The sequence below is a fragment of the Methanoculleus horonobensis genome (assembly GCF_001602375.1).
Lineage (GTDB): Archaea > Halobacteriota > Methanomicrobia > Methanomicrobiales > Methanoculleaceae > Methanoculleus > Methanoculleus horonobensis.
Genome location: NZ_BCNY01000015.1, coordinates 801652 through 821776, shown reverse-complemented (window position 1 = coordinate 821776; position 20125 = coordinate 801652). Strand labels below are relative to the sequence as shown.

Here is a 20125-nt window from a genome sequence, read left to right as displayed (position 1 = left end):
CCGGGGTCAGGGCGGCCCGCAATGATCGGCCACCGATCCGGCATCAGAAAGAGAGACTCTGGTGCTGCAACTCAAGCAAGGAGCATAAAGGTTTTTGCAAGACAAAAGACATTATGTGTACAATGCTCAGGATAAACCGAGACAAGTGTGGATACTGCGGCACCTGCGTCGCAGTCTGTCCCGAGGATGCGCTCGAGCTGATCGACGCCTACCTCAGCCTTGAGCGGGAGTGCATCGCCTGCGGTATCTGCGCACGGGCGTGCCCGCTCGGAGCACTGGAGGTCGTCCATGAAGAGTAAGTACGATATCCTCATCATCGGGGGCGGTCCCGCCGGCGCTCTTGCGGCGAGGACGGCAGCAGAAGCCGGAAACTCGGTCTGCATCGTCGAGAAGCGTCCTGCCATCGGCACGCCCGTCCGGTGCGCGGAGGGAATCGGCAAAGAACTCCTGAAAGAGTTCATCAGGCCCGATCCCCGCTGGATCTCCGCCGATATCGAGAGTGCCCGGATCATCGCCCCGAACGGCACCGCCATCTGCCTCGATCAGGCCCGGGCGGGGAACGAGGTCGGCTACGTCCTGGACCGGAAGGTCTTTGACCGGGAGCTCGTCTGGCAGGCGGCCGAGGCCGGGGCGGACGTCATCGTCAAGACCCGGGCGACCGAGCCGATCATGGAGAACGGAGCAGTCCGGGGCGCGAAGGTGCTCTCTGCCGGGACGCCGGCAGATATCCGGGCCGAGGTCGTCATCGCCGCAGACGGCACGGAGGCGCAGTTCGCCCGCCGGGCAGGTCTCGACACCACGGTTCCTCTCCGCGAGATGATGAGCTGCGCTCAGTACGTGATGACGGATATCGATATCGGCGCGGGCTGCACCGACTTCTACCTGGGCAACGAGATCGCGCCCGAAGGCTACCTCTGGGTCTTCCCGAAGGGCGACCGGACGGCGAACGTCGGGATCGGGATCACCGGAAGAAAGAGCCACGACGGTGCCCGGGCAAAGGACTACCTGGACCGATTCGTCGCAAAGAACTTCCCCGATGGAAAGACGATCGAGATGATCGTCGGCGGGGTTCCCGTCTGCCGACCGCTTCCCTGCACGGTCGGGGACGGCCTTCTCGTCGCCGGCGACGCGGCGAGGGTCGTCGATCCCATCACCGGCGGCGGGATAGGGAACGCCATGTACACGGGACGGCTCGCGGCCCAGGTTGCCTCAAGATGCATCGAGGCGGGCAACTGCTCGAAGGAGGCCCTGAGGCCCTACGACGCGGAGTGGCGGGCATCGAAGATGGGTGCGACCATCGAGCGGAACTACAAGGTCAAAGAGTACTTCGTCACGCTCGACGATACAAAACTCAACACCCTCGCGGACTCGATCGCAAGCATCAGCTTCGATGAGTTCTCGGTCCTGGCTCTCGTCAAGGAACTGATCAAGCGGAACCCGAAACTGCTCCTCGAACTCAAAGCGCTGAAAGATACGCTATCCTGAGCGTATTAACTGCTTGTTGAGGGTCTTTAAGGTCTCCGCTTCCGCCTCTTTTTTCGTGAAGACCGTGATGACGTCGCCCGGCCGGATACGGACGGTGCCGCTCGGGATGATGAGATCGCCCCCGGCACGCCGGATGGCGATGAAGACGAAGTCCCGGACTTCGAGTTCGCGGATCTCGTGATCGACGATGGGAGCGCCCTCGTCGGCGACGATCTCGAAGATGGTGCCGCCGGGGATCGAGGCGACCTGCTGGAGGTTCGGGCTCTTCGCCCAGTAGTAGAGACGGGTCGCCACCAGTTCGTCGGGATTCTCGCTGATCCGGACGCCGACCTCGTTGAAGAGGTCGGAGTGCTCTTTCTGGTTGACGATCGAGACGACGTTGCCGACCTCGTAGCGTTTCGCGAGCCAGCAGGTCATCAGGTTCACGGCGTCGTCGCTCGTCGTGGCGACCAGCGCATCGGCCCGGTCGATCCCCGCGTCCTCGAGCACCGATTTGTCGGTTGCGTTCCCGGTGATGGCGAGAACGTCGTAGTGCTCCAGAATATCGCTCGCGCGCTCCTCGTCCTGGTCGATCACCACCACGGAGTCGCCGGCGTTCACGGCGATCGCAGTCAGGTTCCGGCCGATTCCGCCAAGGCCGATGATGATCGTGTACATCCATCTGGATTCAACCGTCAGCATTGAAATACCTTGCGAATAAACCACCTTGTGTGATCTGCGGGGTGGACGAAGCAGGGAAGGGCTCGGTTCTCGGCCCGATGGTAGTTGCCGCCATCGGGTGCCGCGAGATCGAGGATCTTGCGGCACTTCCCATACGGGACTCGAAGGTGCTCCGGCCGAAACAGCGCGAGGCACTCTACGAGGTTCTCTTCCGCGACTTTTCGATAGCGATCGTCACCATCGATGCCGCCGGGATCGACGATGCCCGGAGCAGGATGAGCATGAACACCTGCGTGGCCGAGCTTCACGCCGAAGCGATCAGGGGGCTCCAGCCGGAGTACGCCTACGTGGACGCCTGCGACGTGAACGCGGAGCGCTACGGGCGGACGGTGGCGGGGCTCCTCGACTTCCCCTGCGAGATCGTCGCCGAGCACCACGCCGACGCCCGGCACAAGATCGTCGGCGCGGCAAGCGTCGTCGCGAAAGTCACCCGCGACCGGGCGATCCGGGAACTCGAGGGGCAGTATGGTACGCTCGGGAGCGGTTACCCCTCCGACCCGGTGACCATCGAGTTCCTCCGGGGCTACATCCGCTCTCACGGGAGCCCGCCGCCCTGCGCCCGCCGGAGCTGGAAGACAGTGACGAACCTCTGCCAGACGACGATGCAGGATTTCGCCTGACCAAGAATTTATGCCTCGCGCGCCCTAACCCTGAGTGATGAACTGGCTCCAGATACTCCTTCTCCTCGTTGCGGCATACCTCCTGATAGCCTACTACATCCGCGAACGAGGGCTGTTCAAGGATCACGTCATGTTCTTCGGCCCGATCCTCGCCATCAAGACCGAGCGGGTCGGTTTCTTCGACTGGTTCCAGAAGTTCAGGACGATACTCCGGGCGTATGCGACGCTCGGGGTCTTGCTGGTCGTCGTGGTCTCGGCCTTCATGACACTCGCCCTGCTCGTCGCGGTGCCCCAGCTTCTGGTTCACACCCCGGAGCCGACCGGGATCTACGACCCGAGAAACCTCCTCGCGATACCGGGCGTCAACCAGGCGATCCCGATCACCGCGGCCGTCTTCCTCGGCCTCCTCCTGACAATCGTCATCCACGAGTTCGGCCACGCCATCCTTGCCCGGGTCGAGGATATGCGGGTAAAAAGCATGGGCCTCCTCATCGCCGTCGTCCCGATAGGGGCGTTCGTCGAGCCCGATGAGGAGGACGTGGAAGCTGCGAAGGGGATGCCGAAGATCCGGATGTTCGGCGCCGGGATCACGAACAACATCGTCTTCGGGCTCGCGTGCTTTGCGGCGATGTTCCTTCTCTTCGGGATGGCGACGCCCCTTGCCGTCCCGCTCGTCCAGGGAGTCTACCAGGACTACCCCGCGGCCGACGCGGGACTTCCCGGCTACTCGGTCATCACGAGCATAAACGGCGTTCCCGTGGCAAGCCAGGAAGAGATTGCGGCGATCATGGACGGGACGCGGTCGGGAGAGACGGTCACGCTGACGGCAACAAAAGACGGGGTCGAGAGCACGTATACGCTCACCCTCTCCGGGTGGCCGGAAGAGCTCGACGGCGACCGGGACTCCGGGTTCATGGGGGTCTACTACTACAGCGCACCTGCCGTGAAGGAGCATATCGGGAAGATCGCGGATCTCGGGCTTCTTGCGCCGCTCTACCTGACGATAGCCCCGATCGACGCCTTCATCCAGGGCAACACCCAGCAGCTCGGGATCCTGCTCACCGACACCCCCGAGCAGATGGCCTGGGAAGAGCCGTTCCCCCTCTTCTGGGGCACGGTTCACCTCCTCTTCTGGACGGGGTGGTTCAACCTGCTGGTCGGGATGTTCAACGCCATACCGATCGTCCCGCTCGACGGCGGCTACATGATGAAGGAAGGCGTGGAACGGTTCTTCGAGCGGCGGGGCTGGTCGCAGTACGCACAGCGGGTCGTCGCCTCGATCAGCGGATTCGTGACGGTGCTGCTGATCCTCCTCATCACGATGCCGATGATCGTCGCGGCGCTACGGTTCGTGCTGGCGATGGGGTAGAGACCCCCATCTTCGTGCGCTCTCCGATCAATGACTCCGGGTGCTGACGCGACCGCAACCGATCCGCTGACGGCAACGGGTCAGAGACAGCGTTACGCGATCTCGTAAAAGTTGCTCAGGTGGGAACACAGGGAGCGCAGGAACCGGTATCCCGATAAAATCTCGTCTGGTTCGGAATAGTTCCGTGGTTTCGCCCTATCCTCTTCCTTCGCAAGCAAGTAGCAGACCTCGGAATAGACTCTTTCGCGCACCAGCCTGAGACAGGTCTGTCGATAGCGTTCGATGTAAGAAGCGCCCTTAAACTCCGGAAATACCTCAAAGTGCGGTTCATTGTTCCTCACGCTCCTTCGAGACCCCTCGCAATCCTCAAGCAGCAGCATATACCCTAACCAGGGAGAGGGAGATGTCCTGAACGCTCCCTCGCGGTAGGCAGTCCAGAGATCGTATGCGCTCCCTAAAACCTCCTCGGTCCGGTTATTGATGTTGTTCCCGAACGAAGGCCCCTTCTGGGATTTCAGTTCAAGGACGGCAACAAGTTCCCTCTTCCCGTCGGGATAGTGCTTGATGACGATAAGATCCCACTGTTTTCAGCACGGAAGTATCCTGGAAGATCGAGCGATCTCTTCTGCGTGCAGATATCATCCTCGGGAACTCCGATATCCACGAGCAGACTTCGGATCAGCGAGAAGAATCCATCCATATGCTTTCCGCCCGTCGCCTCCGAACGAAAGCCCTGATCTCTTACACCACGGTCATTCTGATCTTTCGCCTGTGATGCTCTCTTATCCCAGAAGTACTGCACCGCACTGGAAAAATAGTCCTCCCGAGAAAGTTTCCGGAGAATTCTCTTGCTTACCATGAATCTACCTCAATCAGAACAACCGGGACTGTTTTGCCTGATGAGTAAACCGTTCAACCTCCATGACAAAGTATTTTTCTTCTATCTCGACGCTGATACTGTTTCGACCCCACCGTGCTGCGGCGAGGGCAGTTGTCCCGGTACCACCGAATGGGTCGAGAACGGTGTCGCCCACGAAAGAAAACATCCGCACAAGCCTCTCGGCGAGTTCCTGGGGATATGGTGCAGGGTGCTCTTTTGTCGATGCTCCTTTGAGATCCCAGACCTGCCGGAACCATGCCTTCTGGTTCTCCTCGGATATGACCGAGAGCAGCCGTGCCTCGAGCGAGGGCTTCCGGTACCCGCCGGGCTTTCTCTGGAATAGGATGTATTCGATATCGTTCTTGACGATCCCGTTGGGTTCGTAGGGTTTACCCAGAAACGACCCAGGCGAATCTGCCTCAAAGCAGGCATTGGCGATCTTGTACCAGATGATCGGCGCCAGATTGTCAAAACCAATCTTCCGGCAGTGCTCCTGGATGCTCGCGTGGAGGGGCATGACAACATGGCGCCCGGCCTCCCGCCGGGGGAGGCAGACATCCCCGACAACGATGACCAGACGGCCCCCCGGAACGAGAACCCGGTAGATATGCCTCCAGACCCTGTCAAGTTCCTCTAAAAAGGTCTCGTAGTCCTCAATCTGCCCGAGTTGCTCGTCCTTATCGGGATATTTTTTCAGAGTCCAGTAGGGAGGCGACGTCACGACCAGGTGAACACTCTCATCGGGAAGAAATGCAAGCTCGCGGCTATCCGCATTTACAAAACGGTGGTTCGTCGGCAGGTTGCCGGAGATGGCCTCGATCTCTTTTATCAGTGAGAGATCCTTTGCTATCTTCGGGATGGCCCGCTGCCCATCAGTCCTGACCACTTCAAAGATCTCGGCCGGCACGTAGTCCTCCAGCGGCTGATCCTGCCCGGTCTTATTGATAAAAAACTGTCTCTCGGCAACAACGGGGAACGTTCCCGGCGGATGAAATGGTCTTGAACTCATGGCCACTGTTTCTATGATTAATATCCCTTATTACATAACCGCACCGAAGTTCCTCCCCAGTAGTTTTGCGGGCACGACGTGAACACCATCACGTTCGCTCATGGGCGGTTCCCGTCGCCACGAGGGCAACTTCACACCTGCACCGTCATGTTTTCCGCTTCGACCATTAAAGTGCGCCGTGCGGGGGATGAAACTGAACCGGCACGATGCTAAAGAAAAGAACCGGGGGAGTGCCCCGGCATTCAGGCGCCGACCCACTCGAGTTCCGGGGTGGCGCCGGCCGACGCGATACCGTACTGGACGATCGGCACCCACCGGTAGGCATCGCCGTCGGCATTCACCGTCCAGAAGGTGTAGTGCGCGTTCGATCGGTCGCCGGCACCGTTCAGGTGCGCCGGCCCGAAGAGGGGGCCGCCGGACTCCCCTGCGGTCTTCTCAAGCGCGGTCTTCAGCATGGCGACGTCCGCGGTGCCGGTCTGTGTCCTGGCCATGGTGACGATCCAGAGGGCATCGTAGGTCGCGAGGCCGTAACCGTCGGGATGTCTCCCGAGGAGTTCCCGCATCTTCTGGATGGTGGCCGTGTTCGACGCGACGCTCTTCTGGTTCCAGAGCGCCGGACAGGTGAACTTCGTCTGCTCCGCGAAGCGGGCGGGCTCTCCTGTCGCAAGCGAGTCGAGGAGGACATTGCCGTCGCACCCGTACCACCGGACCTTCGGCAGGTTCTCTGTCGCGAGAGCCGCCTCCATCATCCTGTCCGCCTCGTCGAGGCTGACCAGGTAGACGGCGACCCGCTCTTTCCCGTGCGCCGCGACCGCCCCGGCCACCCGGGCATCGAGATCCGCCGCAATCGCGTCATACCCCTCCAGATCCGGCGTGTACCGGACGCCGTCGAGTACTTTTCCGCCCCTCCTCGCAAACGCCGCCGCCGTCAGTTTCTCCAGTTCGTCGCCCCAGACGTCGCCGCGCCAGACCGGTACAATCGCCGTTACTCCCTGCTCCCTCAGGTAGTATGCCATGACGTCGGCCCGGTAGGTGTCCGGCGGCACGAACCGGTAGACGTTGTCGCCCGCAATCGCAAGCGACGGCGCCGTGCTCATGGTGCTGACGATCAGGATCCCGTGATCGTCGGCATACGTCCGGATCGCCTCAAGTTCGGCGCTGGTACTGGGCCCGATAACAACCGTAGCCCCCTGACCTTCGAGCGTCTGGAGTTTCGCGAGCGCTGTTGCAGGATCGGCCTTCGTGTCCTCGATGATGATTCCGACACGGTAGTCCGATCCGATCGAGACAAAGTAGTCGTTGATCTCCCCGGCCGCCACCTCGAGGGCGACCCGGCTCGCCTCCCCGCCCCCGGCGTAATCGCCGGAAAGCGGCAGAAGGGCGCCGACGACGATATCCTGCACCGCCCCGCCCTGCTGTCCGGGACCGGTCTCTGTTCCGGTGCACCCGCAAACGAAGACGATCGCCGCGAGGATGATAAGCACGAATGCTGATGAGACCATTCTCATACAATTTACTTCACGATAACGGGAATAACCGTTTCGTTTCTGTATCAGGAGGGGTACAGGAGATTTACAGGAATCAACCCCCCACCAGGCATCTCCTGCTCCGGACAGGAGCTCAGGAGGTGCTCTTTCGCCAGAAAAAGCGTTCCGATAAGCCTGCTCCGACAGGGAGGCAGACGGTATCGTGGACTGTAACCGGGACGGTTCAGGCCAGTGAAAAAAGGTGAGATCCGGCCGAGAGCGGCCGGGAGGGCGACGGGCCGAAGGTGCGAAGCCTCACAGTTCCTCCTGGTCTCCCTTGCTGATCAGGTCCCGCGACTTCTTCTGCATCTCCACGCCGATATCGGTATCGATGCTCTTTACCGCCTCCTCAGCGGTTCTGACCACATCCCGTCCCGGGATCTCCCCGAGGATATCCTCCGGGGGCAGTTCTCCTCCTTCCGGAACTTCGGGTGCCTCGGTCGTGGCGCCGAGGTACTCCGCGGCCTGCTTCACAATGCTCGAGAGCTCGAAGGGGAATATGATCTTCGTCGCCTGGCCCTCGGCCATCTTCTTCAAGGCGTCGAGGGAGAGGACCGTGATCGCCCGCTTATCAAGCGGCCGGGCGCCGACCGAGAGGATGCGCAGCCCCTGCGCCTCGCCCTGCGCCTGCAGGATCTTCGATAGCCGTTCACCCTCGGCCCGCAGGATCTTGCTCTGCCGCTCGCCCTCGGCCTCCAGGATGATGCTCTGCCGGCTCCCCTCCGCCTTGAGGATCGCCGCCCGCTTCTCGCCGTCCGCACGGAGGATCGCCGCACGCCGCTCACGCTCGGCCGCGGTCTGCTCGGTCATCGCCTGCTTGACCGCACCCACCGGGTCGACCTCCTTGATCTCCACTCGCTCGACTTTGACGCCCCAGGCATCGGTCTCACGGTCCAGAATATCCCTGAGGCGGGCGTTGATGATGTCCCGGTTGTAGAGGACCTCGTCGAGTTCCATGTCGCCGATGATCCCGCGGAGACTCGTCTGCGCCAGCGCCACCGTCGCCGACCGGTAGTTCATCACCTCGAAGTAGGCCTTCTCGGGATCGATTATTCGGACATAGACGATCGCGTCGACGTTCGTCGGGGAGTTGTCCTTCGTGATCACCTCCTGCCGCGGGACGTCCATCACCTCTGTCCGGAGGTCGAGTTTCTTGACTACCGTAATCAGCGGGACGACCCACCGAAAGCCGGGGTTCATCCTCCCGATGTAGCGTCCCAGGCGGATCTGAAGTCCCTGCTCGTACGGCTGTACGATCACCACGCCACGGGCGAAGATGATGATGATGACGATGATAAGAAAGACCGTGATGAGCCCGGTCAACGGGCCCTCTCCAGTAAAAAGCATCTTAAACTACCTCCTTCACGACGACGTGCACCCCTTCGGAGCGAACGACGATAACTTTTCTCCCGACCGGGATCTCTCCCGATTCAGATCGGGCGCTCCACTCCATGCTCCCGAGCCGCACCTTCCCCACGAGCGTCTCCGGATCGACCGGGACGACCACCGTTCCCTCGAGACCGACGAGCGAGTCGCGGGAGAGGGTCGTCGGCGGTTCCTGACCGGGCGTGAGGCGGCCGTAGAGCCACACGGTGACCGAGGCCGCCACGATTGCCGCCAGGACCCCGACGACGAGGCCCCAGGGGGACGTGAGGATGTCGACGCCGAGGAGGAGGAGAACCCCGAGAATGACCATCACCGTCGCGGGGACGGCGATGAAGAAACCGGGCTGGTAGACCTCCACCAGGAGCAGCACCGCCCCGAGCACGATCAGAATCCAGCCGAGAGCGATCCCCTCTGCAAGCATAGAGAGTGAGTCGGCTTTCGGCTATAAAAGTCTGCTGAAGGGTGTTTTCAGCCGAGATCCATCACCGGCGTGATCCGGGGCGGCACGACCCGCTCCATCGTGAGCGGAACGCCGCCGGGCGGGGCGATGCGGATCAGGAACCTCTCGCCGGGCGCAAACGGCCGGGAGGGATAGATGACCAGGTCGAACTGCTCTCCAGGCTCGAGGAGCGTGTCGTCGTCCGCCTGCAGAAACGGGATCGTGTGCCCCATCCGGACGATCGTCCAGTTCCCGGGCGATACCGGCGCTCCGGCAGTTCTATCGAGGCGCTCGGTTCCTTCGGGGGTGGCGACCTCGACCACGGCGCGGCCGATATCGACGCTCCCCATATCGCCGACGAAGAGGCGGATGCTGCAGGAGACCGATCCCATCCGTGATAGGTCGGGCCGGTCGCAGACGAGGGCGACGCCGTCGACGGTTCCGCCGCCGAGCGCGTAGCCGTAAACATCGCCGGAGACCATCAGGCATCCCCCGGTCTCCTCGAGGGCGGAGTAGACGAAGCCCGCCGGATGGCCGGGGGGAGCGTTCAGGGCGTGGGCCGCAAGCACGGCAAGCAGGACCGCCACGATGCAGAGGATGAGACCTTCGAGCACCGTGAAACCACCGTCCGCCGAATCCATACTGGATCCTCGCCTGCAGGGGATATATACTCCTGCGTTACGCGCCCGGGCAATACCGGGCGAAGAACGCCGGGGCGCCGAACGAGACCCAGGCACCGGCGACGGCGGCCCGGAGGTACTGGAAGAGGTAGGCGGCGGGAACGGCACCCTGCGGGGAAAGAAGCCCGAGCCCGTACCAGATCGCCCCGGCCACGGCGAGCCCGAAGACGTAGCGAAACAGCCGGACCGATCCCTTCCCTTCGGCGCAGATGCTCCCCGGATGGCGGTCTGCCGCCGCACCGGCCGCGAACCCGAAGAAGAGGCCCGAGGCCATGACCGCGTCCAGGAGATCGAGCGGGTGGATCGCCTCCCCGGACTGCTCGAGCGCCCCCGCCGCCCAGGAGGCGGGGACCTCCCAGTCCCCGAGGGCCGCGAGAGCACCAAACGAGGCCAGCCCCAGGGCAAGCGATCCTATGAATGCGGCAAGCACCTGCCCTGAGAGGGGGAGGGCGGCGATCCGGCGGCCTACCGGCCTCTCGAGAGCAAGGAACCCCAGGAGGACGGCGGCGCCGATCGCCCAGCCCGCAAGAACATCGGTCGGGAAGTGAACCCCGAGGAAGATCCTTGATGCGCCGATGAGAAAGGCCATTCCGACGGCGAAGACGGTGAACCACTTCCACCGGACGTCGGCGGCGAGCAGTCCCCAGAACGACGCCGACCCCTGGGCGTGCGCCGACGGCAGCCCGAACGACGGATGACTTCCAAGCGCCCTGATCTCCGGACAGACCCAGTAGGGGCGGGGAAGGTGGAACGCGACCTTGAGGGCCTCGTTGACCCCGCCGGTGATCCCCATCAGGAGGGCCAGACGAAGCCCGAGGCGCGTGTCCCAGCACCAGTAGAGGGCCGCAATGACGAGCAGGTAGAACTCCGGCTCCCCGAGGAACGAGAAGGCGAGCATCGGCACTTCGAGCCACGCCGCGTGGGCCTGGAGCGCCTGGATGAGAGCGATCTGAACATCCGTCATTCCGTACCCGCATCCCCACCGAACTCGACATTCGCCAGCAGCTGGGGCATCGCCTCCGCGATTCCGCGGATGATGAACTGGATGGCTATCGCAAGAACGATGACCGCCATCAGTTTCGGAACGACCCTGAGCCCTCCTTCCCCGATGAAGGCGAATATGCGGGGGCCGTAGAGCATCCCGACGTACGAGACCCCGAGAGCCGCGGCGATCCCGAGGAAGACAGCGACCAGGGCAATCCCCACGAACCCGGCGATCTCCGCCACCGGGCTCATTCCGGATCACCGCCGTCCGAGTTCATGAGGTCACCTGGGGCCGGCATACGTATCTTACGGTTTCCCGTCCGCGATCGCATCCGGGACATGAATCGTGGGGAACGCATCGAGGAGTTCCCGCGTCAACTCGGCCCCGAGCGACGGCTGAACGGACTCGAGCCAGAGGAAGAAGCCTGCCATATGAGGCGTCCGCCGGCTCTCGAACTTGAACCCGCCAGTCTTGTTCGGCACCATCTTGAGGTACTCCTTCTTGTTCCGGGCCCGGAGATAGATGATCGGCCGGTACTCCGGGATGTTCACGGCGAGAATGACCTTCGAGAACTGTTTCTGAATCGTATCCGGGTCGTAGGTCTTTCCCTTGATGCGGATGGGGTATCGGGCATCGAGCATCCGGACGGCGGAGGGGTAGAGTCCTCCGAAGAGAACCTTCTTCACGATCGGCGGGATCTCGTCCGGGGTACCGAGTTCCACGACGCCTTTCTTCGAGGTGACGGTGGAGATTATGCTCTGCAGCCGTTCGTCGTGCAATTTCTTGTAGTCGAACGGCCGGCGGGGCGGAATGTCCTTGATGGATACCAGCCTCTCATGCTTTACCCGGCCGGTAGGACCTCGTTTCAGGTCTCGCTGCCGGATAAGGGCCTTTAAGTCCTCGCAGGTCGGGGTGGTGAGGAGGACGTTGTCGGGTTCCTTGAGGAGGCGGCGGACGACGGCCGTCCGGGAGATATCGACCGAGGAGATGAGAAGGAACGGCACGGTCGGCTGCCCGTAGAGATAGCCGAAGAGTTGTTTTTTGTAGCGGATCTCCGCCTCGAACTCTTTTAAGTCGGCAGGAGACGTGATGATCTCCCCGAACGTCAGTGCTCCGGTATGGTCGACGAGCACGAGATCGACCTCGGCGAGATCCTGGCCGTTTCCCCGGACTTTGATATCCCCGATGTTCGAGTAGAAGAGTCCGTTCTGACCGAGTTGCGCACGCCGGACTTTGGCGGGCCCGTCGGCACCCCGGGCCACGACGGAGCGGATGAGGTTGGTCTGCCGGGAGAGATCGAGGATCATCTCATAAACGATCGCCTCGAACCACCGCCCTTCGGCGGTCCGCATCTCGGGGATGTCTTCGGAGAAGAGCTTTTTTCGATCCGCAGGGCGCAGGTGGCGCAGCGCTCTCATGATGATCGCCCGCGTCGGCTGGAGCGAGCTGAAGTTTTTGTCGAGCCACGTAATCATTTGCAACATTCGTTTCACACAGCCGGGTATTGTTATCGTATTGAGGACCCGATGGAGGTCAGAGCACTTCCTGACAGAGAACTCTATCATCCTATAAGTGCTCATAGAGTTTCCGGTCTCCAGGGCTATGAAATTACGCATGGTCTCACCCCGGAAGGGGCTTCGCCACCCCCGGCCTCGCGACGGCTTCCAGGGGGGCAGTGCCGTGGGGCGGCCTCCTCCCTCCCCCGGGGGAACTCGTCACTCGTAGCGGAGCGCTTCGATGGGGTTCAACTGCGCCGCCTTCCACGAGGGGTAGAACCCGGCGACGACACTTGTCCCGATGCCGAACGCCATCGCAAAGGTGACGTAGCCGATCACCACGGAGACGGGGATGCCGGCCTCTCCCGAGACGGCAAAATCGGCGAAGAGGTCTCCTACGGAGGCAGAGGCGTAGTAGGCGACCACCGCGCTGATGGTGCCGCCGACGATGCTCCCCATGGCCCCGAGGATCAGGCTCTCGTAGAGGAACATCCGGAGAACCTCCCGTCTTCGCGCCCCGATGCTCCGCATCAGCCCGATCTCCGCCGTCCGCTCCGTGACCGATATGATCATGACGTTCAAGATGCTCACGCTCGCGACGAGGAGCGATACCCCGCCGATACCGAGGAGGAAGACGTTCATGGCGTCAATCGTCTCGTAGTAGATCTCCAGGATCTCGCGTGAGTCGAGGATGTCCACGACCTCCTTCCTGCGGTTGATCTGCTGGTCGATGGAGGCCTTGACATCCTCGATAGCGGAGAGATCGCTGACCTTCACGACGACCCGGCTGTAGTCCTGCGCCCCGTGCCGCTCCGTGTACCAGTCCTCCGTGACGATGATGGCGTAATCGGGGTTGATGTCGATGCCCATCCCCCGCTCCGCCGCGACCCCCATGACGCGGACGCTCTCGCCCCCGACCTCGATGCGGCTCCCCGGATGGAGGTCGAACTCATCGGCAAGGAGCGAGCCCACCATCACCCCCGAAGATCTTCCCTGGGGGTAGAGGCCCGCCTCCAGCTCGAGCAGGAAGGGGATATCGGCCGCAGGCATGGCGTATATCGTTGCGTAGCCGCTCGTATCCCGTACCCGAAGCCGATCGGACGCGACGATCATGGGGACGACGCGGTGCTGTCCGGCGGCCTTCTCTACCAGCCCCACGTTCCTCTCGGAGATGCGTGCGGCAAGGGTGTTTCGGGGATCGAACGGGTCGCCGCTCGATGCCGCGAGGTGGGGGGTGACGAGAACGGTGTCGCTCACGTCCGAGACCATGCCCCCGACAAGCGTCGAGAGACTGCTGCCCATGATGCCGAGGGAGGCGATGGCGACGACACCGATGATGATGCCGACCGTTGCGAGAACCGAACGGACTTTGTGCCGCCTGAGATTCCTGACCGCGAGCTCGATGAAGATCATGCCCGGCCGCTCCTCTTCATCTCTGCCTCATCGCATCGACCGGGGCGAGGTGCGAGGCAATCCACGCCGGGTAGAACCCGGCGGCGATACTGGTTGCGATGCCGAACGCCATCCCGAAGACGATGAACCCGATCGCGCTCTGGTCGAAGACCGTGAAGTTCTCGCCGAAGGTCGTCCCGGCCGTGGCGACCTCGATCGCGGCGACGCTGATGAGGTACCCAAAGGCGGTGCTCAGAAGACCGCCGACGACGCTTCCGATGAGCCCGAGGATCACCGCTTCATACAGAAACATCCGGAGGATCTCCCCGCGCAACGCCCCGATGCTCCGCATGACGCCGATCTCACGGATGCGCTCGGTCACCGAGATGTACATAACATTCAGGATATTGACGGCGGCGACGACGAGTGCAATCCCGCCGATACCGAGGAGAAACAGCGTTATCTGACCATAGATCTCCTCGTACTGCCCGAGCATCTCGCGCGAGTCGGCTACGTCGACCACCTCCTCGCGCCGGTTGATCCGGCTCTCGATAGCATCCTTTACGGCGTCGATCTCGTCGACATCACCCACCCGGACGATGACCAGCGGATAGGAGTCCTTCGCCCCGAAGTGGCTCTCGTACCAGCCTTCGGAGACGACGATCGCATAGTCCGGGTTGATATCGAACCCCATCCCCCGCTCCGCAAGCACGCCCGCCACCCGGACGTCCTCGCCCCCGATCACGATCCTCGAACCCGGGGCTATACCGTACTCCCGGGCCAGGTGGATCCCGACGAGCGCGCCCGCCTGGTTCTGCCGGAGGTGCTGCCCCTCCGCGAGTTCGAGCAGGACGGGGATATCGTCCGATGCGAGCCCGATGATCTGGGCATACCCGCTCTCGCCGCGGCCGAACTCGACCTCGTCGGCTCCCTGGAGCACCGGGATCGTCCGGTGCGGGTTTGCCGCCCGCCGGATCTCCTCGACCTCGCGGGCGGGGATGGCGGCGTCCACGGCCGTCCGCGGGTCTCCGGCGAAGGTTCCGCCGATCGCGGTGTGCGGCGTGACCACGACGGTGTCCCCGACGTCGGTGATGATGTTCGCGGCGAGGAGGTTGATGCTGTTGCCCATGACCCCCATCGAAGCGATGGCGACGACCCCGATGACGATCCCGATGATCGAGAGGCCTGAGCGTGCCCAGTGCCGCTTGAGGTTCCTCGCCGCGAACGAGAAGAACACTACGCCAGCCTCCCGTCCACGATCCGGATCGTGCGGCGGGCGTACGCGGCGACTCCCGGATCGTGGGTGACCATGACGACCGTCTTGCCCTCCCGGTTCTCCTCCGCGAGGATCTCCATGATCGCCGTCCCTGTCTTCGTGTCCAGGTTCCCGGTCGGTTCGTCGCAGAGGAGGAGATCGGGGTCGTTCACGAGCGCCCGGGCGATCGCGACCCGCTGCTGCTCGCCGCCCGAGAGTTCGCCCGGCCTGTGGGTGAAGAGGGCGTCGTTGAGGTGCATCGCCCGCATGACCTCGATCGCCCGGCGCCGACTCTCCTCCCGGTCGGTGGTGAGAACGATGGGAAACTCGACGTTCTCGACCGCCGAGAGGAGGGGAATCAGGTTGAACTGCTGGAAGACGAACCCGATGCGGTCGCGCCGGAGCCGGGTGAGGTCGTCGTCGCTCATCTGAGAGATCTCCTGCCCGGAGAGGTAGATCTTCCCGGTGGTCGGGACGTCGAGGCAGCCCATCAGGTTCAGGAGTGTCGACTTCCCGGAGCCCGAAGGCCCCATCACGGCGATGAACTCCCCCGGATCGACAGTGAGGGTGACGCGGTCGAGCGCCACGACGTCGCCTGCCGGGAGGGGATAGATCTTGCTGACCTCCTCGAACCGGAGGATCGGTTCGCCGCTCACCGCTGCCGCCTCCGGACGTACCAGAGGGCCGCCAGGCCGGCAGCGACGACGAGCAGCGCCACGGCGGCAACGGCCGGAGCGGGTAGTCCGGCATCGGCAGCCTCCTCTCCCGTGCGGTTCTCGAGCGAGATCGGCCGCTCGACGGAGTAGGGGTTACCGTCGTCGTCCCGGTACTCGATGACGAGCGGGATCTCGGTCGCGTTTGCACCGGCCCTGAACGTCACCTCGAACGTCGAGATGTCGTCGGGATCGAGCGTCCCGACGACGTAGACCCGGAAGGGATCGACCGGCGCCGCGGGCGCGCCCGGGGAGATGATGACCGATCGGGCAGGCTCGAGCCCCGCGTTCATGACGTCGCCCGTCGCGCGGTAGTTCTCTCCCTCCACGGCGACCTCGACGTTGGTGATGACGGGGTCCGCCTGCCGTTTGTCCTCGCCGAACGTGACCGGCAGCACGAGATCGGCGGTATGGGTGTTGACGCCGTTGCGCCAGACCACCTGGAACGTGACGTTCGTCTCGGCAGCCGGGGTCAGGTTGAAGGCGACGGTCCCCGACGCACCGGGTTTCAGGGTGCCGACGAACGCGCTCTCCGGCGTGACGGAGAAGTTCGCGCCCCGGGTGATCACCTGGACGCCGGAGGCGGCGTTCGAGCGCGGGTTTCCGACCTGGACGGCGACGGCGGCCGTCCGGGACTCAGCGAAGGCATCCGGTCTCTCGAAGACCGATGCATTGAGCGGCGTGTCGTCGACCCGGACCGGAACCGGGTGGCTGAGGGTTCCATTCTCCCGGAGATCGAGAGAGAACCGTGGGTAATATATCCCGTTCGAGGCGTCCGTCCGGACGGCGAAGGTGAACGTTCGGTTGAGGCCGGCCCCGAGACTCCCGACGGAGGGGTAGGGCTCGCCTGTCGGGACGACGCCGTCCTCGTAGAGGCGGGCGCCGCCGAGCGGGAGGGTGAACCGGCCGGTGTTCTGCACGGCAACCGTCACAAACCCCGTATCGCCCGGCATCAGGACTTCCGGTTCGACAGAAACGGACGTCACCGTCATGTCACCCTGCGCTCCCGCGGCCGGAAAGACAAGAACGCATACAAGGGCGAACAGGATGAGGAGGGGACGACCGGATTCCACACGGAAGAATGGAGAGAGCCTCTACTTCAACGTTACCCCCGCACCACCCCATGGCCGGGATAAAACCTTTGACGGCAGAGGGTGATACCTCTGGAGACAACCGTTGCCCCGCCGGGGTTCCGAGGAAACTATGGGACAGAACAAGATCATCATCATCGGCCACAAACAGCCCGACACCGACAGCATCTGCAGCGTCATCGGCTACGCCGAACTCCGCAACCGCGCCGAGCCGGGAAAGTACATCCCCGCCCGGTGCGGGGAGGTGAGCCCCGAGGCGAGGTCTGCGCTCGAGACGTTCGGCGTCGAGGCCCCGGTCTACGTAGCGAGCGTCGAACCCACCGTATCGGACATACCGCTCGACACCCGGAGCGTCCGTCAGGACGTCCCGACGATCGACGTCGCCGCCCTGATGGACACCTACGACATGCGAAACATGCCGATCACGGACGTGAACGAGAGCCTGGTCGGCCTCGTCAGCGAGTACGGCCTCGCCCGGACCTATGTCCGGAAGAACCCCCGGGAGCAACTCTCCCTCATCCCGATGCCGCTCGAGACCCTCGCCCGCATCCTGGACGCCCGGACGGTCGTGCCGGCGCGCGAGACGCTCGGGGAGGGCCGGGTCTACACCGTCATCGACGCCCTGCACGTCACCCTCTCGCGGATGACACCCGACGATATCGCGATCGTCGGGGACAACGAGCCGGCCCAGCTCGCCCTGATATCGGCCGGGGTCGCCGCGCTCATCATCGCCGAAGGAGCGCCGGTGGGCGAGCGGGTGATCGACGCCGCGCGGGCGAGGGGCGCCTCGGTGCTCTCGACGACACTCGACGCGTTCAGCGTCGGCAAGATGATCAGCCTCTCCCTCCCCGCGAGCATGATCATGGAGACCGACGTCCCCACCGTCCGTATGGAGGACTCGCTTGAGTATGCGAAAGGGGTCGTCTCGAACTCCAAGTTCAGGACGGCCTGTGTCGTCGGGGAAGAGGGAAGGCATATCGGGCTCGTATCCCGGACGACGCTGATGCAGGAGGTTCAGAAGTCGGTGATCCTCCTCGACCACAACGAGTACTCCCAGGCCGTGGACGGGATCGAGCAGGCGGATATCCTGGAGATCATCGATCACCACCGTCTCGGCGCGATCTCGACCTTAAAACCGGTGCGGTTCCTCAACGACCCCGTGGGGTCGACCTCGACGATCGTGGCGAACAAGTTCATCGAGGCCTGCGTGGAGCCCACGCCGTCGACCGCCGGGCTCCTTCTCTCGGGGATCCTCTCGGATACGATGGTGATGAAACTCTCGACGACCACTCCGGCGGATATCCGGGCGGCCGACTACCTCGCGGAGATCGCCGGGGTCGACCCGGCCGAGTACGGGCCGGAACTGATCCGGAAGGGCATGGATCTCGACGCTCTCCCAAAGGAAGAGCTCCTCACCCGGGACATGAAGCGCTACAACCTCTTCGGGAAGAGCATCATGGTCTCGCAGGTGATGACGTCGTCGTTTGAATTCGCAGAGACCCACGCCGGCGAGATCCGCGCGGAGATCGACCATCTCCGGACGACGATGGGGGTCGACTGCTTCTTCGCCCTCTTTACGAACGTCTTTTGCAACGCAAGCGACCTCTTCGCCGCCGGTGACGAGGCCTGCATCGCCAAACTGGATCTCCGGGACCAGCCGGTTCGGCTCGAGGGCGTCATGTCCCGCAAAAAAGATTTCATCCCGAAGTTCGGGCAGATGTTCCGGCAGCTCTAGAGCCGCCGGAATGCATCATTCATCTTTCTTCTTGAGCATCCCGGAAGCGTAGCGGGCGAGCCCGTAGACGCCGTCGGTCGAGGGATGAACCTCGACGATCTCGTCGAAGTCGTCGACGGTGATGCCCTGTTTCATCAGGTAACCGATATAAGAGAGGAGGAGCGACGCCCCGGGGACGGCGGCGGCCGCCCCGATCAGCCGGCCGGTCGCGGGATCGACCCGAACCTGGGCAAGCCCCGCCCAACCCCCTGCGACATCCCAGAACGAACCGGGGCCCGCGGGCGCGGGGGCCGAGAGGGTGACGCCTTCGTCCCCGGCGGCGATCGCGGCGGAGGCGTAATCGTAGCGGAGGCTCATCGCCTGGGGAATGCCTTCGTAGTTCATGACGGTCTCGCGGCCGAGGATGTTCTCGGCCGCCACCACACCCTCCCTCCGGGCCGCGGGGGTGAGATAGGGCGGGCCGATGACGTCGCCTGCGGCGTAGACACCCGGAACGCTCGTGCGCATCTTCGCGTCGACGATGACGGCACCGTCCGGGCGCTTATCGAGTCCCTGGAGCATCTCCGAATGGGGGACGAGCCCTGTTGCAAGCAGCACGGCATCGGCCTCAACCTCCTCGCCGTCGGCGAGGAGAACCGAGCGGACTCGTCCGCCGCCTTCGATACTCATAACCGGGGTCTCTTCACGGATGCCGACCCCGGCAAGGTCGCGCAGCGCAGCGGAACGCATCTTCTCGTCGAGATCCCGGAGCAGCCCGTGCCGGGCGATCATCTCGACCTCGACCCCGAAGGCGTGGAAGATATGGGCGAACTCCGCCGCCACCACTCCGCCGCCGATGACGGCCATGCGGCGGGGGATATCGGGCATGGTGGGGAGCGTCCGGTAGGTATAGACACCGGTAAGATCGGTGCCGGGGATCTCGGGGATTGCCGGCCGCGAACCGGTGGCCGCGAGAACCGCGTCCGCCCGGACTTCTTCGTCGTCGATGAAGACCCGGCTCCCCTCCAGCAGGCCAACGGCTCCGTAGACGATCTCGACTCCCGCCCGCCGGGTCTCCGCATCGAGAACCGAGGAGAGTTTATCCTGGACTTCGCATATTCGCTTCCGGATCGCCGGGTATGAGACGGTCGGCACCGAGTCGAGGATCCCGAGATCCTTCTGGGTTCTGGCAGACTCGATCAGCCGCGCAACGTCGTTCAAGGCACAGATCGTCATGCACCGCTCATGGAGGCACTGCCCCCCGATACTGCGCCGCTCGACAAGCCTGACCTCCTTTCCCGCCTGCGCGAGGTGGATCGCCCCGAGCCTCCCCGCGGGCCCGCCGCCGATGACGACGATCATGAT

At 63.5% G+C, this 20125-nt stretch carries 21 protein-coding genes; 5 read left to right on the top strand and 16 right to left on the bottom strand.

Annotated features, from left to right (window positions below):
* Positions 1 to 122 precede the first annotated feature (122 nt).
* Both MCUHO_RS11860 and MCUHO_RS11855 read left to right on the top strand, forming a co-directional pair.
* Positions 123 to 299 carry a 4Fe-4S binding protein gene (locus MCUHO_RS11860; RefSeq protein WP_048104707.1) on the top strand — a complete coding sequence of 59 codons (177 nt, stop codon included), beginning with the start codon at positions 123 to 125 and terminating at the stop codon, positions 297 to 299.
* Positions 289 to 1485 (top strand): NAD(P)/FAD-dependent oxidoreductase, encoded by a 1197-nt coding sequence (locus MCUHO_RS11855; RefSeq protein ID WP_067078610.1) that lies wholly within the window; start codon positions 289 to 291, stop codon positions 1483 to 1485. Before MCUHO_RS11860 ends, MCUHO_RS11855 begins: the two co-directional genes overlap by 11 nt.
* On the opposite strand, the gene MCUHO_RS11850 is transcribed toward MCUHO_RS11855, so the two are convergent.
* Entirely contained in the window at positions 1477 to 2142 is a 666-nt protein-coding gene (locus MCUHO_RS11850) for a potassium channel family protein (RefSeq protein WP_067078607.1), read from the bottom strand. The two genes, MCUHO_RS11855 and MCUHO_RS11850, sit on opposite strands and share 9 nt — an antisense overlap.
* A gap of 53 nt (positions 2143 to 2195) precedes the next feature.
* Here MCUHO_RS11850 and rnhB point away from each other — a divergent pair, with 53 nt between their 5' ends.
* Together rnhB and MCUHO_RS11840 are read left to right on the top strand one after the other, a co-directional pair.
* Positions 2196 to 2825, top strand: a complete 630-nt coding sequence (gene rnhB / locus MCUHO_RS11845; protein WP_067078605.1) for a ribonuclease HII — start codon at positions 2196 to 2198, stop codon at positions 2823 to 2825.
* Positions 2826 to 2862: 37 nt separating this feature from the next.
* Entirely contained in the window at positions 2863 to 4194 is a 1332-nt protein-coding gene (locus tag MCUHO_RS11840; protein ID WP_067078602.1) for a site-2 protease family protein, read from the top strand.
* Between the two features lie 92 nt (positions 4195 to 4286).
* On the opposite strand, the gene MCUHO_RS13175 is transcribed toward MCUHO_RS11840, so the two are convergent.
* The 14 genes from MCUHO_RS13175 to MCUHO_RS11770 all read right to left on the bottom strand — a co-directional run bounded on the left by MCUHO_RS13175 (position 4287) and on the right by MCUHO_RS11770 (position 16947).
* Positions 4287 to 4760 (bottom strand): PaeR7I family type II restriction endonuclease, encoded by a 474-nt coding sequence (locus MCUHO_RS13175; protein WP_394328833.1) that lies wholly within the window; start codon positions 4758 to 4760, stop codon positions 4287 to 4289.
* Entirely contained in the window at positions 4709 to 5053 is a 345-nt protein-coding gene (locus MCUHO_RS12930) for a PaeR7I family type II restriction endonuclease (protein WP_067078599.1), read from the bottom strand. Before MCUHO_RS12930 ends, MCUHO_RS13175 begins: the two co-directional genes overlap by 52 nt.
* Positions 5054 to 5066: 13 nt before the next feature.
* The gene (locus tag MCUHO_RS11825; RefSeq protein ID WP_084386007.1) at positions 5067 to 6083 is read right to left on the bottom strand and encodes a DNA-methyltransferase; all 1017 of its coding nucleotides are present in this window, start codon (positions 6081 to 6083) and stop codon (positions 5067 to 5069) included.
* 242 nt (positions 6084 to 6325) lie between these two features.
* Complete coding sequence (locus MCUHO_RS11820) at positions 6326 to 7585, bottom strand: ABC transporter substrate-binding protein (RefSeq protein ID WP_067078597.1); 1260 nt, start codon at positions 7583 to 7585, stop codon at positions 6326 to 6328.
* A 279-nt stretch (positions 7586 to 7864) separates the two neighbouring features.
* On the bottom strand, positions 7865 to 8956 hold the full coding sequence (locus tag MCUHO_RS11815; RefSeq protein ID WP_067078594.1) for an SPFH domain-containing protein: 1092 nt from the start codon (positions 8954 to 8956) through the stop codon (positions 7865 to 7867).
* 1 nt (position 8957) lies between these two features.
* Positions 8958 to 9416 carry an NfeD family protein gene (locus MCUHO_RS11810; protein ID WP_067078591.1) on the bottom strand — a complete coding sequence of 153 codons (459 nt, stop codon included), beginning with the start codon at positions 9414 to 9416 and terminating at the stop codon, positions 8958 to 8960.
* A gap of 47 nt (positions 9417 to 9463) precedes the next feature.
* On the bottom strand, positions 9464 to 10075 hold the full coding sequence (locus tag MCUHO_RS11805; RefSeq protein WP_067078589.1) for a hypothetical protein: 612 nt from the start codon (positions 10073 to 10075) through the stop codon (positions 9464 to 9466).
* 37 nt (positions 10076 to 10112) lie between these two features.
* On the bottom strand, positions 10113 to 11078 hold the full coding sequence (locus MCUHO_RS11800; protein WP_067078587.1) for a phosphatase PAP2 family protein: 966 nt from the start codon (positions 11076 to 11078) through the stop codon (positions 10113 to 10115).
* Positions 11075 to 11350, bottom strand: a complete 276-nt coding sequence (locus MCUHO_RS11795) for a MarC family protein (protein ID WP_235808265.1) — start codon at positions 11348 to 11350, stop codon at positions 11075 to 11077. The genes MCUHO_RS11800 and MCUHO_RS11795 overlap by 4 nt, the downstream gene beginning before the upstream one ends.
* Before the next feature lie 54 nt (positions 11351 to 11404).
* Complete coding sequence (locus MCUHO_RS11790; protein WP_235808264.1) at positions 11405 to 12574, bottom strand: hypothetical protein; 1170 nt, start codon at positions 12572 to 12574, stop codon at positions 11405 to 11407.
* A 240-nt stretch (positions 12575 to 12814) separates the two neighbouring features.
* Positions 12815 to 14008, bottom strand: coding sequence for an ABC transporter permease (locus tag MCUHO_RS11785; protein ID WP_067078582.1), 1194 nt, complete (start codon positions 14006 to 14008; stop codon positions 12815 to 12817).
* Positions 14009 to 14024: 16 nt separating this feature from the next.
* Positions 14025 to 15224, bottom strand: coding sequence for an ABC transporter permease (locus MCUHO_RS11780; protein WP_067078579.1), 1200 nt, complete (start codon positions 15222 to 15224; stop codon positions 14025 to 14027).
* Positions 15224 to 15898, bottom strand: a complete 675-nt coding sequence (locus MCUHO_RS11775) for an ABC transporter ATP-binding protein (RefSeq protein ID WP_067078577.1) — start codon at positions 15896 to 15898, stop codon at positions 15224 to 15226. The genes MCUHO_RS11780 and MCUHO_RS11775 overlap by 1 nt, the downstream gene beginning before the upstream one ends.
* Positions 15895 to 16947 carry a COG1361 family protein gene (locus MCUHO_RS11770; RefSeq protein WP_235808263.1) on the bottom strand — a complete coding sequence of 351 codons (1053 nt, stop codon included), beginning with the start codon at positions 16945 to 16947 and terminating at the stop codon, positions 15895 to 15897. Before MCUHO_RS11770 ends, MCUHO_RS11775 begins: the two co-directional genes overlap by 4 nt.
* Before the next feature lie 211 nt (positions 16948 to 17158).
* Between MCUHO_RS11770 and MCUHO_RS11765 the strand changes: the two genes are divergently transcribed.
* Positions 17159 to 18781 (top strand): putative manganese-dependent inorganic diphosphatase, encoded by a 1623-nt coding sequence (locus MCUHO_RS11765; RefSeq protein ID WP_067078573.1) that lies wholly within the window; start codon positions 17159 to 17161, stop codon positions 18779 to 18781.
* Positions 18782 to 18796: 15 nt separating this feature from the next.
* On the opposite strand, the gene MCUHO_RS11760 is transcribed toward MCUHO_RS11765, so the two are convergent.
* Positions 18797 to 20122, bottom strand: a complete 1326-nt coding sequence (locus tag MCUHO_RS11760) for a dihydrolipoyl dehydrogenase family protein (protein ID WP_067078910.1) — start codon at positions 20120 to 20122, stop codon at positions 18797 to 18799.
* Positions 20123 to 20125 lie beyond the last annotated feature (3 nt).